Origin of the sequence: sulfur-oxidizing endosymbiont of Gigantopelta aegis, from assembly GCF_016097415.1 — a bacterium.
In the GTDB taxonomy this organism is placed as follows: Bacteria; Pseudomonadota; Gammaproteobacteria; order GRL18; family GRL18; genus GRL18.
On the sequence record NZ_JAEHGE010000001.1, the window covers coordinates 2,604,739 to 2,619,591 of the forward strand.

General features: G+C 38.8%; 14 protein-coding genes and 2 pseudogenes. 11 read left to right on the forward strand and 5 right to left on the reverse strand.

All coding sequences use genetic code 11. The features are described 5' to 3' along the window. The first annotated feature begins 44 nt into the window (after positions 1-44). Together JEU79_RS13110 and JEU79_RS13115 are read left to right on the forward strand one after the other, a co-directional pair. Positions 45-581, forward strand: coding sequence for a hypothetical protein (locus tag JEU79_RS13110; protein ID WP_198266002.1), 537 nt, complete (start codon positions 45-47; stop codon positions 579-581). A 60-nt stretch (positions 582-641) separates the two neighbouring features. Continuing rightward, on the forward strand, positions 642-1,163 hold the full coding sequence (locus JEU79_RS13115) for a peroxiredoxin family protein (RefSeq protein ID WP_198264467.1): 522 nt from the start codon (positions 642-644) through the stop codon (positions 1,161-1,163). 238 nt (positions 1,164-1,401) lie between these two features. On the opposite strand, the gene JEU79_RS28630 is transcribed toward JEU79_RS13115, so the two are convergent. Continuing rightward, a complete protein-coding gene (locus JEU79_RS28630; RefSeq protein ID WP_425511176.1) occupies positions 1,402-1,572 on the reverse strand; it encodes a hypothetical protein in 171 nt (56 codons plus the stop codon). A 147-nt stretch (positions 1,573-1,719) separates the two neighbouring features. Here JEU79_RS28630 and JEU79_RS13125 point away from each other — a divergent pair, with 147 nt between their 5' ends. From JEU79_RS13125 to tnpA, 3 genes are all read left to right on the forward strand, one after another. Continuing rightward, a complete protein-coding gene (locus tag JEU79_RS13125; protein WP_198264468.1) occupies positions 1,720-1,971 on the forward strand; it encodes a type II toxin-antitoxin system ParD family antitoxin in 252 nt (83 codons plus the stop codon). After that, positions 1,958-2,245 (forward strand): type II toxin-antitoxin system RelE/ParE family toxin, encoded by a 288-nt coding sequence (locus JEU79_RS13130; protein WP_198264469.1) that lies wholly within the window; start codon positions 1,958-1,960, stop codon positions 2,243-2,245. The genes JEU79_RS13125 and JEU79_RS13130 overlap by 14 nt, the downstream gene beginning before the upstream one ends. Before the next feature lie 197 nt (positions 2,246-2,442). After that, positions 2,443-2,691 carry an IS66 family insertion sequence element accessory protein TnpA gene (gene tnpA / locus JEU79_RS13135; protein ID WP_198264470.1) on the forward strand — a complete coding sequence of 83 codons (249 nt, stop codon included), beginning with the start codon at positions 2,443-2,445 and terminating at the stop codon, positions 2,689-2,691. A gap of 235 nt (positions 2,692-2,926) precedes the next feature. Here the strand turns inward: tnpA and istB are convergent, their stop codons facing one another. Then, entirely contained in the window at positions 2,927-3,622 is a 696-nt protein-coding gene (gene istB, locus JEU79_RS13140) for an IS21-like element helper ATPase IstB (protein WP_198264471.1), read from the reverse strand. Between the two features lie 54 nt (positions 3,623-3,676). Then, positions 3,677-5,170, reverse strand: a complete 1,494-nt coding sequence (gene istA, locus JEU79_RS13145; RefSeq protein WP_198263001.1) for an IS21 family transposase — start codon at positions 5,168-5,170, stop codon at positions 3,677-3,679. A gap of 95 nt (positions 5,171-5,265) precedes the next feature. On the opposite strand from istA, the pseudogene JEU79_RS13150 reads away from it, so the two are divergent. Then, positions 5,266-5,610: pseudogene (locus JEU79_RS13150) on the forward strand (IS66 family transposase); the annotation flags it as partial. 221 nt (positions 5,611-5,831) lie between these two features. Here the strand turns inward: JEU79_RS13150 and JEU79_RS13155 are convergent. Together JEU79_RS13155 and JEU79_RS28635 are read right to left on the reverse strand one after the other, a co-directional pair. Next, positions 5,832-7,073, reverse strand: a complete 1,242-nt coding sequence (locus JEU79_RS13155; protein WP_198264473.1) for a hypothetical protein — start codon at positions 7,071-7,073, stop codon at positions 5,832-5,834. A gap of 740 nt (positions 7,074-7,813) precedes the next feature. Beyond that, positions 7,814-8,729, reverse strand: a pseudogene (locus JEU79_RS28635) (IS3 family transposase); the annotation flags it as partial. Positions 8,730-8,985: 256 nt separating this feature from the next. Between JEU79_RS28635 and JEU79_RS26525 the strand changes: the two are divergent. The 5 genes from JEU79_RS26525 (at position 8,986) to JEU79_RS13190 (ending at position 14,843) form a co-directional block, all read left to right on the forward strand. Beyond that, the gene (locus tag JEU79_RS26525; RefSeq protein ID WP_246540275.1) at positions 8,986-11,289 is read left to right on the forward strand and encodes a phage tail sheath family protein; all 2,304 of its coding nucleotides are present in this window, start codon (positions 8,986-8,988) and stop codon (positions 11,287-11,289) included. Between the two features lie 64 nt (positions 11,290-11,353). Further along, complete coding sequence (locus JEU79_RS13175; protein ID WP_198264474.1) at positions 11,354-11,863, forward strand: phage tail protein; 510 nt, start codon at positions 11,354-11,356, stop codon at positions 11,861-11,863. A gap of 14 nt (positions 11,864-11,877) precedes the next feature. Next, complete coding sequence (locus JEU79_RS13180) at positions 11,878-12,792, forward strand: hypothetical protein (RefSeq protein ID WP_198264475.1); 915 nt, start codon at positions 11,878-11,880, stop codon at positions 12,790-12,792. Beyond that, positions 12,789-13,715, forward strand: a complete 927-nt coding sequence (locus JEU79_RS13185; RefSeq protein ID WP_198264476.1) for a hypothetical protein — start codon at positions 12,789-12,791, stop codon at positions 13,713-13,715. Before JEU79_RS13180 ends, JEU79_RS13185 begins: the two co-directional genes overlap by 4 nt. Continuing rightward, positions 13,716-14,843, forward strand: coding sequence for a Pvc16 family protein (locus JEU79_RS13190; protein WP_198264477.1), 1,128 nt, complete (start codon positions 13,716-13,718; stop codon positions 14,841-14,843). Positions 14,844-14,853 lie beyond the last annotated feature (10 nt).

Here is a 14,853-nt window from a genome sequence, read left to right on the forward strand (position 1 = left end):
TTTATTGTTTTTTTCCAGTTTTTTTCTTTTCCTCCTTGCCACTCATGGCAGAAGTTAGCTCATCTGAAAATGAAACCACAGCCTTGAAATCGTGGAAATTATCTGAAAAAGGCTTTGAACTACAGATAGTTCAGCGTTTACCTGACCAGACACGGGGCTTTTTTCTGGCCAGAGGCTTTAATAAGTCACAGGCAAATGACATTGCGACTCAATGTATTATGCAGACTATTGTAAAAAATACCTCGAAACAAGAAGAGGCCATTATTTCTGTGAAACTCCGGGAGTGGCGAGTTAAAACTGCGGCGCAGGTGCGTGGTGTTAAGCTTAAAGAAGATTGGGCTGAGCAGTGGTCTAATTTGGCAAAAGGTGAAACGGCAGTTAAACCCTCAGCCAAAATTGCCTTTCGTTGGGCGACTTTTCCAAGTGAACAACAATTTGATGTTAAGGGTGATTATAATTGGGGTATGATCAGTTTCGGGCTCAAACCAGGAGCAAACTTTGATTTGCAAGTGTTTTGGCAAGTAGGAGAGAAGCGCTTTTCGCAATGGATAAGAGGCATAGATTGTCCGGAAGACAAATAACTACTGATAAAAGATAAACAACCCCCTAAGATTCAGATAATAAAATATGAGATTCAAACTATGATTAAGCTTTTTTATAAAACCATCCTTGTTGGTATTTTTCTATTGCTCAGTAATAATGTTTTTTCAGAGCAGTCTTTAACTGTACTTGATAAGCCTATTATGGCACCGGATTTTTCTTTACAGGATATGGATGGTAAGACGCATAAGCTATCGGATTATAGAGGCCAGCCGGTTATTATTAATTTTTGGGCGACCTGGTGTCCTCCCTGCCGTGAAGAAATGCCTTCAATGGAACGTGCATGGAATAAAATAAAAGATCAGGGTATTGCCATGTTAGCGATTAATGTTGGCGAGAGTGAAGATGCTATTTTTACTTTTACCGGTAATTATCCAGTGAGTTTTACTTTATTGCTTGATACGACAGGAACAATCACAGAACAATGGCCTGTGAAAGGACTACCTACCACCTTTGTCGTCTCACCTGAAGGCAAGCTGGTTTATCGTGCTGTTGGTGGTAGGGAATGGGACGATGAAGAGTTATTAGACCATGTCAGAAAGTTAAAAAAGAATGAAGACTGAGTTTATATCTTAGGATATTCATATTTTTACGTTCAGTTAAATGTCTAAAAAATTAGCAGACATTTTAGAATAATAATGCACCTAAAATAATCAGTTGAATTGTAGCGAGAGCGACTTAGGTGCTGAAGATTAAGGGTTTTACAGGTTATTTTGGCTTTATTCGTAGTCACCCTACGGGTGAAGTCAAAATGTTCTGGAAAATCCTTAAGATTCAGTGCATAAGGCGGTCGCAGTAGGTTCAACTGATTTTTTTAGGTTTAAGCATATAGTTTTTAATCGATTCCCCCTTAAGAGCTGTAGCCGCTTTCAAGCGTTGATGCTGGTCGGACGTAATTTCAATCGAAAGTCGTATAATAATGAACCATCCACACAAACCATTAGTATAAAATAAAAACAACAAATTATACATTTGTTGTTTTGCTGCCCCGCAAATGGTTTTGTGGGCTGACAACTTTCAACGTAAATTTTGTAATCACGATCTAGTTAGTGTGATGAAATCCAAATGTTGTGTTAATATGTGTTATATGGATTGTAAATTATTATGAGGATTTTCATCATGCCACGTACTACCAGTATTACTTTGGGTGAATATCAACAGAATTTTATTGAGTCGCTAGTCAAAAGTGGTCGCTATACTTCCACAAGTGAAGTTGTCAGGGATGCTTTACGTAAATTGGAGGAATCACAAGGCTCAGAATGGCTGTTGAGTCAGTTAATTGAAGGTGAAAAAGGTGAAGCTAAAGCTTGGGATGATGAAGCATTAATGTCTCATGTCAAAAAGGAAGCCCAAAAACGTGGCAATCTATAAAATTTCGCCTTATGCAGAGCAGGATTTAATTGACATATATTTGCGTGGACTGAATAAATGGGGGGAGAAACAGGCAGATGAATTTCAACTTCGAATAGTTTCAGCTTTTCATACCTTAGTCGGTAACCAAGATTTAGGGCGTTCAACCTCTATTCGACCACAGCTTCAGAGATATGAACTTAGTCCCTATGTGATTTTTTATCGCAAGTTCAGTTATGGGATACGTATTGCACGCCTATTATATAAAAGCAGGGCAATGGAAAAACATTTATAACTAAAAGTAAAAATTCCTGTTGCCTGGTATTACAAAAATGCACTTCACTATATTGATCCAAAGCACCAGTTCAATCATGGTTTTGTCCACCCATCTTTTGAGATTAAATAATGGTAAGCGCTTAACCATCTAGCGTTATTCAAAAAATATCTCCCCTGCCTCATAATCAATCCATCGATTAATTATGAGACATATCAATGAAACCAGAAACCCAAGCCAACTCAAAACAATTTTGGCAAGACTACGTTAATCAATGGAATGAAAACAGTATCAGCCAGGCATCCTATTGTCAGGAACATGGGCTACCCATCAAACGTTTTGGCTATTACAAGCGTAAGTTGCTGGGTGCAACAACGCAAACCAGTGCGATGACAAAGGGGAATGGTTTTATATCTGGCGTCAACTACCTTGTCCGGTTGGCGACAATTAGCTTGGCCGGTTTCTAATTTATTATTTTATTCATAGTGAGTTTTTTACAATCGATTATTCTCCTTTAATTGTCTGCTCTTCTTTTTAACTTGATTTTTCTTTAGTCGCTGCTCTTGATCTGGCTCTAGGGCGAAAAGCGACCGATGTGCGGCTTTTGCTCTTGCACGAGGCCACTTTGAGCTTTTTGGCTTTTCGCCCGCTCTATGCTTTTTATCTTGCTTTTAAAATGTTCAGCGATCAATGAGTTAGCCATTAATCTAAGCCTTTCATCGCTTGTTTTCTACGATAACTGTCGCCTTCAATTTGATAAATAGACGCATGATGAATGAGTCGGTCAATGGCAGCCACTGTCATCATATTGTCAGTGAAGATACTATCCCATTCACTGAAAGCCTGGTTTGAGGTAATGAGCAAGCTATTGCGTTCATATCGGTGCGCAATTAATTCAAATAGTACCTGGCTTTCACTATTGGTTTTTTTGACATAGCCAATATCATCAAGAATAAGTAGCTCATATTTATCCAGCTTTTTCAGTTCAAATTCCAGAGATAACGCTTCTTTTGCCTTTTGAAGCATTTGCACCAATGAAGTGCTGCTCATGAATTTAACCCGCACTGATTGCTCGATGAGTGCGTAACCAATAGCGGCGGCTAAATGCGTTTTCCCCAGACCACTGGCACCAAATAAAAGCAGATTATGTCCTTGCCTGAGCCAGTCTAACTGAGTGATTTTTTGTTTGAGCTGTTGGGCTGTCACACCGGTTATTTCATTAAAGTCATACTGTGATAACTGTTTACCAATGGGTAGTTTGCTTTCTCTTAATAAGCGCTTTAATTTGTTGTCATGCCGGTAACTGGTTTCTAATTCACATAAATGGGCTAAAAATAATTCAGGCTCCCAATCTAATTCAATGGCTTTTTGTGAAACCTGCTGCCATTGTTTGACCATGGTCGTTAAACGTAATTCTTGAGTAAAAACGGTAAACTTTGTGCATTGGCCATATTAATTCCCCAGTAATACATTGTAGGTCGATAAGTCATGTTGCTGACTGGTGTACTGAGGTCTATCAACCGACATGGGCGCAAAAAAGTCACGGCACGCTTTGATGGAAACTCGACTGCCGGCTTCTAACGAGGCTAAGACAAAACGACCCAGCGCTGCTTCACAATCATAGGCATCGGCAATGGACAGCAAGCTCACCATGTAACGGCAATCATCATCATGAATGCCCGTTTGTTTGAGATTTTCCCAAATCAGGGTGAAATCACCTTCTGGGACAATATCATCTCGGTAAGCCGATGATTTAAAGGCATTGGGCTTTTTGGCTAACGAGTGAATGATATGTTTATAATTGATTGAACGCGAACGGATATGGCGGTGTGCATAAATACGCTTTAAACTTAAGGTCAATTCATGACCATAGAAACAATCTAAATGTTGATCATAAATATGGATCAATAACGTGGTACCAATCAATCGGGAGGGTACGGTATAAGTGACTCGTTTAACTGAAATGGTACTCCTTGTGGTGACTTTAACATAGAGCTCACTAAAGCCATTGGTGCGGCGGCTGGGAAGCGGTTTTAAGTGTGCTTTTTCTTCATTAAATCGTGTTTTACAGCGTATGTTTATTTGGCGAACGATGTCATCAATAAAGGCTTCATAATCCAATAAGGCGGTAAAATCTCGACTGCCACGAAGGAGTAGCTTTTGTTCGATTCGGCGTTTTAAATGACCATTAGGGGATTCAATGGCTCCATTTTCATGGGCAATGCCTTTATTGTTTCGAGTGGCTTTTATACCATAGTATTGACATAATTTTTCATAACGCTCGGTCAGCTTTTCTTGTTCATAATGATTGTTAAATGCAGCACTTAGGCTATCGGTTCGGTGGCTTACAGGGACACCGCCTGATTGCCATAGCGCATTTTGTAAGCCTGAAGAAAGAGATTCAAAGCTCTCTCCACCTAAGACAACTTGAACATAAGTCCAGCCACTATAAACCAATCGGTAGTGATAAAGTTTGTGTTTAAACTCTTCTCCGTCAATCGTGATTTTAAGCTCATTAGCCCAGGTGTAATCTGAAATACCCATATCACCGGCAATGTGTTTTTGTTGAAAAATAACTTCTTGCTCCGGTCCTTCCTGAGCACGCCAGCGTTTGACTCGGCGTTGCAGTGTTCTTAGGTGAGTGTTGTCAAATTGACCGGGTTCTAGCTCTTCCAGTGCTTCTAATAAGGTAATGGGTTGTAGTTTGGGCTCAATCTCAAGTAAGGGCACTAAATGTTGTTCAAAAGCACCATTTAAGGGATCTTTTCGAGTTTTGTACTGTCTGGGTTGTGTGGTGCCGCCGGGGTGCTTACCTGTATCAATGCGTCGCGCTGATCTTTCTGAAAATCCTGCTTTGGCTGCTGATGAAGCTTGAGTGTGATTCGGTTGTTTTCGATGTGACATGTATAACTTGACCTGTTCTTGGGTAATTGATTTTCCAGACATAAAAATCCTTCTCGATTAATGTGTCTGGAGTGTATCAAACCGGCCAAGCTAGTTGTCGCCGACCGGACAAGTTAATTGTCGCCTAATACTTGACAGGAAAAGCACTCACCTATATTAATAATCAATGGCCTAAGCTGACTGTTTATTGTGAAGATGGTCGGTTGAATATCAGTAATGTGCTGGCAGAAAATGCTATCCGTCCATTCTGCGTGGGTAGAAAGGCCTGGTTATTTTCAGATACGCCAAAGGGTGCACATGCCAGTGCAGTTCATTATAGTTTTATTGAAACTGCTAAGGCCAATGATATTGAGCCATATGCGTATATAGTCTATGTATTAACCCAATTACCTTATGCGGATACGGTTGAAAAGCTGGAAGCATTGCTTCCCTGGAATTTTAAAAAATCAGAATTGGAAAAGGTAAAGAACGCTGTTCGTTAAGCGCTTACAAATAATGGGTAAATGATGGGTGGCCTAAATTATTTTCTAGGAGTTATAGTGAAAATTAGATTATTCTGCTTGAAATTGTTAGTTTCAGTTTTTCAAATATGAGCGCTTAGAGTGCAAAGAAAGTGAATTAACAACTTTATCAAGGTAGTTGACGTCTAATACGAAATATGCTGATGGCTGTCACTTAACCTTATTGATAGATTCATAACTACCTAGACACCTTGGGTCTTGAGGTAATGCTTAAGCATATCCGGTTCAGTCTCTTGTAAACGTTTTCTCAATGAAATGCAGGCTTCTTGAGTGTTGATTTCAGTCAATAGCAGGTTTTGCAATAATTCAAATGTTTCAGGTGTTTTATTATTTGTTTTTATATGATGAGCAATTCCCGGAATTTTAATAAGTAACCAACAAGTAAAATTATTGATACCCCAGGCTTTATCCAGTTCTTGATCTAAAAATTGCTGCCAGATTTTTTTTAGCATGGAATCATCATTAATCAGTTCATTGTCATTGTCACTCTTATCAATAAATTGCCAATAGTATTGACAAAGGGCTTGATGATAATGCGTTGTCTGACCTGAATGTCTAAATGCAATTGCATAACGACTCAGTAGTTCCTGATGTTGACCCATCTCAGGTGTATTTTCAATGCTCTCAATGACAGCTTGCCAATCTGGAATTTGGGTATAGCAGACAGAGCTGTGTAATTGAAAATTATTCCCAGCTAAAGATTTTTCATGGTAAGTTGCATCATTGATATAACGTGCCAAACGACGCCAGAATAATGCCATATAATCACGTTCTTGTCCGGCCAAGGTGCTACAGGCTAATGGTGCTAATTCATTGAGTAAATAATCCATTTCCCTGTTGGGATCGCTGATCTGTTCCTCTTCCAGAGCATTGACTAAGGCATCTAATAAGGTTTTTGCTGGGGCAATGATTTTATTCTGTGGTTCAATATCATAAAGTGCTTGAAACTTTTTGCTGGCCATTTGAATGTTGCGGGAAATAAGTGCACGTTTTAAATCATTGATGATATTGAGTGCTTGATTATCAAAGAAAAGATCCATTTGATCATCGTGGTTGACGCGCAAATACTGTTTGCTTAAAAAATCAGAAAAAGTACTGCTGTTGGCTGACACGGCGACGGTATTATTTTGTCCGCTGACTTCCCACTGAGGAAAAGATAAAGGTTCAGCGACTAATTTTAAAGAGCATACATAAGCTTCAGCTTGCTCTAAAATATTAATAATATCGTTTTGTCGATGGTCTATAATATCGACAAGATATTGAATCTTTCCCATCCTCCATTGTTCATAGTCCGAGTATCTCAATAAGGATAAAGCTAGTAATAGCTCGATTGCTTGATAGTTACCGGTATCCATAATCAACTGATCAATCGTATGGATTAACTCTTTGTTTAAACTGTCATGCTGGCTTAATATTTTTTTCATTGTTTGCTATTTTACATGATGGGCAGTTATTGTTATCGTCAGATAATTATAGAATAATAATATTACCTAATAATTATATTTTTGTCTATATATATCATGCTGTAAGATGTTACCTACTATGCTTGTTTTTAGGGTATTCTTTAATTGACAAGTCGATCTAACCGAGTATGATTAAATTTAAACTAGATTAGAAGTTGTATGGATATATCTCTATCTTGCTTGGATTCTTGTTGCATCCCTGCATAGTTTTTTTTCAAATAGCTTTTGAGAAATTCCATTTCTGTTGTATCTCTAGAAAGTCGGTTGACAATTGGGCGATAATGCCTATTTTATAAACATTATATTAACTTATTCATATTGTTTTGTGAGCTTGTTGAAGTGTTTTTTGTTACCAATTTTTAGGTAAAACAATTTTCTGCAAAAACTGGATAAATAATATTGTCATGTTTTTTTATATGGACGTATTTTTGCCAGCACAATTCATAATACTGATGTGTCAACACTTTTCCGGACAGTTTTCTAAATATTTTTTTGGCTGTTTCAAGTGATTTTTGTCATTTTTACCAATTTTTTTATGGTAAAAACAAGGGCTTTTTCTGCATTCAAAACTGGATGATCCTGTTACAATATCTTCACGGCAATATGGCCGTTGTAATGGGCGGCATTTATGTGCCTTTTTTTATATGGACGTATTTCATAATTTGGTGACAAATAATCAGCACAATTCATAATACTGATGTTATTTTTCTATGACTATCAGAGGCATATTGGCTACCTCGGTCAGTATGCCAAAGCAATCCATCCATTGGTTTACGCTTGACTATCCATATGGCCATCAGTAAAGCATCATTGACTAGCTTGGCTTTCATTCGCTCATCCATCGACCAGCCAACAATTTGCCTAGAGAATAAGTCAATGACAACCGCTAAATATAACCAGCCTTCCTTGGTGGCAATATAGGTAATATCACCCACATAGTAGCGATCAGGTTGAGAGACAGTAAACTCTCTTTCCAGTAAATTTGGAGATATACGCTTATTATGCTTGGAATTAGTCGTCGCTTTAAAGCGTCTCTTCGTTTTACAAAACAAACCGGCTTTTTTCATTAATCGACCAATTCTCCGGCGGCTTATATGAACGCCTTTTTCAGCCAGTTTTCTTTTAAGACGACGGGTTCCATAAGTCTTGCGACTGTCTTCAAACAGTTTTTTAGCTGCTCAGTAAGCGCTTCATTTTCTTTCTCTCGTTTTAGGAGAGCTAACCCAATCATAATAGCAACTACGGGAAACATCCATAAAACGGCACAGAATCGTTACCGGGTAATCTTTAGCCTGATCAGTTATCCATGCGTACTTCACAAAGTTTCCCTTGCAAAGTACGCTGTGGCCTTTTTAATAAATCACGCTCCTGAATCACTTTTGCCAATTCTTTTTTCAGACGTTTTACTTCATCATAAATGTGTTCATCACTTCTATTGGCTACCGTCTTCACCGGTTTGGAATATTTACTGATCCAGGTATGTAGAGTATTTACATTAACACCTAGCTCCCTGGCAGTCTGAGAAACGGGTTGATCCGTCTCATTAGCTAATTTGACAGCTGATTCTTTAAATTCTGATGTATAGCTTTTATTCGGTTTTTTTGTTTGATCATTCATTTTAGGTCACACTTTTTATCTTTTAGTTATTTTAAGTTGTGTGTCCGGTTAAGTATAGCCACATTATACTATCGGTTGAAAAGCTTCAAGCTATTAAAATTCTTCAGATAATTATCTTCATGAATAAGCAATTAGTCACCCCTAAACTATTAAACCTATACCTATAATTATTGAAAATGCACCGAGGCATTTCAAGTATCGTGGGTATATCTGCGTTGTTAAGTTACTATCTTATTAAGGTAAGAAGGGAGATATCATGCCAAGCTATTTACAACCCGGGGTATATATTGAGGAAGTTTCAAGTGGTTCACGACCAATAGAAGGTGTTGCAACATCAACTGCTGCATTCGTTGGGGTTGCCAATCGAGGCCCTGTCGGTGAACCGACTCTTATTGGTAGTTTTGATGACTATATCAAAGACTTCGGTAAAATCATTGATGAAGATGACAGTATGGGACTTGCTGTGCAGGCTTTTTATTTGAATGGTGGTGGTAGTGCTTATATTTGTCGTCTTGCCGGTGATGTCGCCAGTGCAGAAAATGAGACCGATATTCTAGGTGAGGGTGCTTATAGTAGTGGTACTAATTCGCGTACCGCAACCGCTTCAGCTGTGTTAAACATTAAGGCATCAAGTCCGGGTATTTGGGCCAATGATAAGCGTTTTAAAATTGTCAAAGACTATCGTGATGCCCGACTCTTTTCATTATTATTAGGGCGCTTGGATGCAGGTGAATTTAAAGAAGAAGAACGATTTGATAGTCTTTCCATGGATCCCAATTCAGATGACTATGTTGTTAATGTGGTCAAGCAAAATTCATCCCTGATAAACATCGCCATTGCTGACCCTTTAGCTTTTCAAAATGCCCAAGTCACGGGTGCTACTGTAAATTATACTACTGATATTGCCCCCTATGTTGCCGATGCAACTAAAACAAAATCATTTATGATCAGTATTAATGGTTCTCAAGCAAAAAATATATTAATACCGCCAGGTGCTGATGTAGCCAATAAAACCAAATTGATTGAATTTATTCAACAACAAATTCGTGCTGCTATCGGCTCAAATAGTATCAATGTTTCTAGTCAGGGTACGAATACAGCAGGCAATTTTATAATCGAGTCCGTAGATACCTTTAATGTCTCAGATAGTGTTGCAAACATTCAGTTAATCGATTCACCTTTTTTAGAAGTCTTGGGCTTATCATCCAAGAATAAAGCTTCAATAACAGGAACGGATGCAGGTGCCAGCCCTTCAGTGTCAAGTGGGGATGCATTTCAAATTGAGCTTGATGCCTTTACTGCTATTAATATTGAATTTCCTAACAATATTGATGGTGGCGCTGCAATTGCCACAGAAATTAAGAATTTAGTGCGTGCTTCCGGTGCAGATAATCCATCTTTTGCTTCGTTTGATTGTGAATTCAATTCAGTCAACAATAGTTTTACCCTGACTTCAGGTGCTCATGATGTTTTAGAATCAGGTATCAGTTTGGTCGATGGTACTGGAACACCATTAGATAGTTTGAAATTGGCTGTAGCTACAACAAGCGTGATTGGTCGCACTATACAGCAAGGTGTTGATCCGATTGTGCCTCAAATGATGCTGGGTTCGAATCCAGCCGTCGGTTTTGGCGAACGCCTGCAAAATGGTGAAAATACCACCCCGATAGCCACTGATTTTACAAGCTTTTATAATACCACACTCAGAAAATTTCGAGATGTAAGCATTATTGTGACGCCCGGTAGCAGTTGGGATGGTGGTGTTGGTCAGTCAAATCTTGCTGCTAGTCTGGCTCATTGCGAATCAATGAAAAATAGAGTGTTAATTATTGATCCGCCTATAAATACAGAGTTAGAAAACGCTAATGCAGTAAATAATTTAGGCCTGCCTACGTCAACCTATAGTGTACTTTACTACCCTTGGGTATCGATGAGCAATCCACTATATCATCCTGATAAAGCACCGAATAAAGATAAAAATGTACTTGTCGCACCCTCAGCAATTGCTGCGGGTATGTGGGCCAAGATAGATGGTAAGCGGGGTGTGTGGAAAGCACCTGCAGGTGTTGAAGCACGGGTGACTGGTGCGACAGGACTTGAATACGTGGTCGAGAATCTAGAACAAGCGCAGCTAAACCCACTGGGTGTGAATTGCATCCGTAAATTACCTAATTATGGTTCGGTATTTTGGGGCGCACGTTCATTGGCGACTAAGGCTGATCCAGAATGGCGTTATGTGCCAGTACGTCGCACCGCCATTTATATTGAAGAGAGTATTTATAACGGTATTCAGTGGGCTGTCTTTGAGCCAAATAGTCATCCTCTCTGGAGTTCTTTACGAGCCAATATTGGCTCCTTTATGAATGGAATGTTTCGTGCAGGTGCATTTCAAGGCGAAACTTCAAGCCAGGCTTTTTTTGTTCGCTGTGGACTGGGAGATACCATGACTCAGGGCGATATTGATCGGGGGCAGGTGATTGTGACGGTGGGTTTTGCACCACTTAAACCGGCTGAATTTGTCATTGTGCGTATTCAGCAAAAAGTAGGTGAAGAGCAGTAAGTAATTGATGATTGACTTAGCAAGACAAACAATTAGTTTAGCTTTAATTTAAAGGAAGAATAATATGGCGGCTCCAACTTTTTCGGTGAATGCACATCGTTTTGATCCTTATAGAACTTTCAAGTTTCAATGTATTATTGATGGTAGACCGGTTGCTGGTCTGCAAAAAATGGGCGCGTTAAAAAAGAAAGTGAATGAAGTTAAATGGCGCTCGGCAGGGGATCCCTCTCATCAGCGTATTATGCCCGGTGGTACTGAATATGAAGCGCTCACTCTGGAACAAGGATTAACGCATGATCCTGTTTTTGAGGATTGGGCAAATCTAGTTAACAATATTCAGGGTGATGCCGCTGTTTCTCTGGTAAATTATCGCAAAGATATTATTATCAATGTGCTTAATTTACAGGGACAGGTTGCAATATCCTATAAGTTGTATCGTGCCTGGGTCTCCGAATATCAGGCGCTACCTGAACTTGATGCAAATACCATGAATGCCGTGGGTATCCAGACCTTAACTTTGCAGCATGAAGGTTGGGAACGTGATTTTTCAGTGGGTGAACCTTCTGAAAGTTAATGCAGGGGAGAGCAATGAAACTTCCAGGTGGCTTATTTTACAAGGGTGAATTGCATACTGATGTGCGGCTAAAACCGCTTACCGGAATGCTTGAGCGTCTAATATCGGAAAGTGGTTCTGAGCTGAGTTGCCTTGCTGAGCAAGTAAGCACTATATTGACTCTAGTGGTTGATGAAATTTCTGCTATTGAGTTAGATGAACATTCTCGTGATGATGTTGTAAGCAAAAAAATCCCAATTGATAAGAAAATCATTCAATCGCTCAATAGTGGCGATCGGCACTATTTAATGCAGCAACTTGAAGCAATGATTGATCCGAGTCCAAAATGGCTGACCTCTTCTTGTGGTGACTGCAATGAACTGATTCAATTTCAATATGTTCCGGGGTCTTTACCCGTAAAACAAGCGGGTAAAGATTACCCTGAGACATCGATTTTTTTGAGTGTTGGTGAAGTGACAGTGCGTTCACCTACGGGGTTTGATGAGGAAGATATTGCTCATGCAGGTGATAATACCTTTGCTACAGATTTTTCTACAGCTAAGGCTGAAAATCGCTTGTTCTCACGCTTGATTAGTCAACAGAAAATCCCATTGGATAGTGCTCGTTTATCGACTGAAGATAAACAATTAGTTGACCATTTACTTGACGAGATGAACCCTCAAGTGGCTCATGAAGTGAATATTGATTGTCCTTATTGTCAACGAGCTCAGATTGTGTCGATTGATAATTATGTTTGGATCAGCCGCGAAATTCATGGCCTTGATGAAGAAATTCATCAAATTGCTTCACGGTATCATTGGTCAGAAGAAGAAATTTTAAATTTACCCCGTTCACGGCGCAAGCGTTATATTCAATTAATTGAAAAAACGATGGGCAAGTATCAGGCTGATGATTATATTCAGCAAATGAACAGAGGTTTAATCTCATGAGTTTTATCTCCAGCTTTATTCAACATAGTCTACAAGCTGCAAAGCACATTGATAATAATGATTTTTCTCAGAACGCTTTTCAAGCGCCTGATGCAAGAGGTGATAGTAAAGGCAGTCTTGGTCATGATGAATTATTGACTTCTGCGCTTCAAGAATCATTTGCTCCGTTTGATGATGAAAATAATCAGGTGGAAATTTTATCTAATGATAAAGATATCAGTGATGAGTCAGAAAATTTACTGAATAAGAAAATAAAAAACTTTATTCCTGATGATCCTTCTATAGACGTTTCTCAACAAGAGGATAGCAAAGAAACACCACAAGAGGCATTTAATACTCCATTTTTATCAACTGAAGCCTCAACTTCTTCCTCACCTAATACCTCTGCTAATATCTCAAGTGAAGGCAATGAAGAACAGAAAAATATTGACAATAATAAACAAGAAAATATTGTTCAAGCAATAGACAGTGATTTTCTGAATAAAAGTGATTTAGTCGATACACCTCAAAAAAATATAACTGCTCATCAATTAACCATTCAAGAGCAAGCGTATAAACAAGAATTGAATAGAAAACTGATTAATAATGATAGTTTAGAAAATAATCATTATCAGGCCGTAGAAAATAAAAAACTTAACAATGAATCTATGACCGCTAAAGAAATTATGAATAAAGAAACTGACATAAAAGCAGAAAAAATTAATCGCGAGCCCATTGCCAGTAGAGAATCATTCTTTATATCTGAATCCCGAAAATCACCTTTAGCATTCATTCCAGAGCAAGTGACTAAACAAGAGATGCCACAAGTACGAATTGGACAAATTAATGTGTTAATTGATGAACAGGCTGTAATGAGTACTCCCAAACAAACAAGGCCTTCAGTAAAAAAAATAGCCAATCCCTTTGGATTAAGGGGAATATAAATGGCATTGATAGACACTTCTCTGGCAAATATTTGTGACGAAATTAGAAACTATATGTTATTAAACATTGTTGCGCCGGAAGATAATGCTTCAAATTGGATCACGGTGGGTGCGCCGGGTGTTAATTATGAAAGTAGCATAGCAAAAAATGCCTTAAATTTATTTTTTTATCGCTTTGAACCCTTTAGTTTTGCTGCTGATGCTTTACCAGGTGATGTACAGTTTATTAAAGTCTTTTGTATTGTCACTGCCTTTGGCGTCGATATAGAGACGCCTTTAAATGGCCTTGATGCCTCAGCAGGTTTTAACGAATTAAGGATGCTGTCAGAAGTGATGAGACTCTTTCAGGAACAGCCTATTATGATGCTGGAAGGTAAAACATCGGGACAAAAATGGCATACTCAATTTATCCCCAGACCATTGGCTGATGAACAAATCAACCAGATTTGGTCTACACAGGGTAACACTGTCTATCGTCCCTCTCTTGTGTATGAAATAGCCCTGGCACCGATTGAACCAGAGTTAATGGTAAAACAATCGGTACGGGTTTCCGCTATTGGCACACAGGCGGTAAGTGATATGAGTAAACATAATAACTTATGGCCTGATGATAAAGAGGTGTTATTTTTCCCACCCTCATCGATTGAAGTTGACACCAGCAATCTACAATGGGCACCCGCAATCGCTATGGTCACGGGCTTGGTGAATGAACGGGAATCACATCTTACCTTAAACATCGAAGTCAATGCCGTTGGTGATGTCATTATTCCAGATATTGATATTTGGATTGCCGGTGATCCGCTTAAAGATGTTAGCCTGGTTGGACAATTATTATTAAATGACCAATGGCTTGATATCGATGAACTCAATAACATCAAAGCAGATACTCATCGTTTGAATATGAATGCCTTACCCAATGTGACCAACTTTACTTTGCAAGGGGTCAATGGTGCTAATAATCATTGGAGTAATTTTGACCAAAGCCTCAATCATTGGCAACTGCAATTATTTGCTGAGCGTAGGATTAAATTTGATCCACAAACGGCTACATGGAATGATGTTAATGCAAGTGAAGCTGAAATGAGAATTCGTAGCAATCCAGTCTTAATTACAGTGATACGAAATTAATATGAATTTT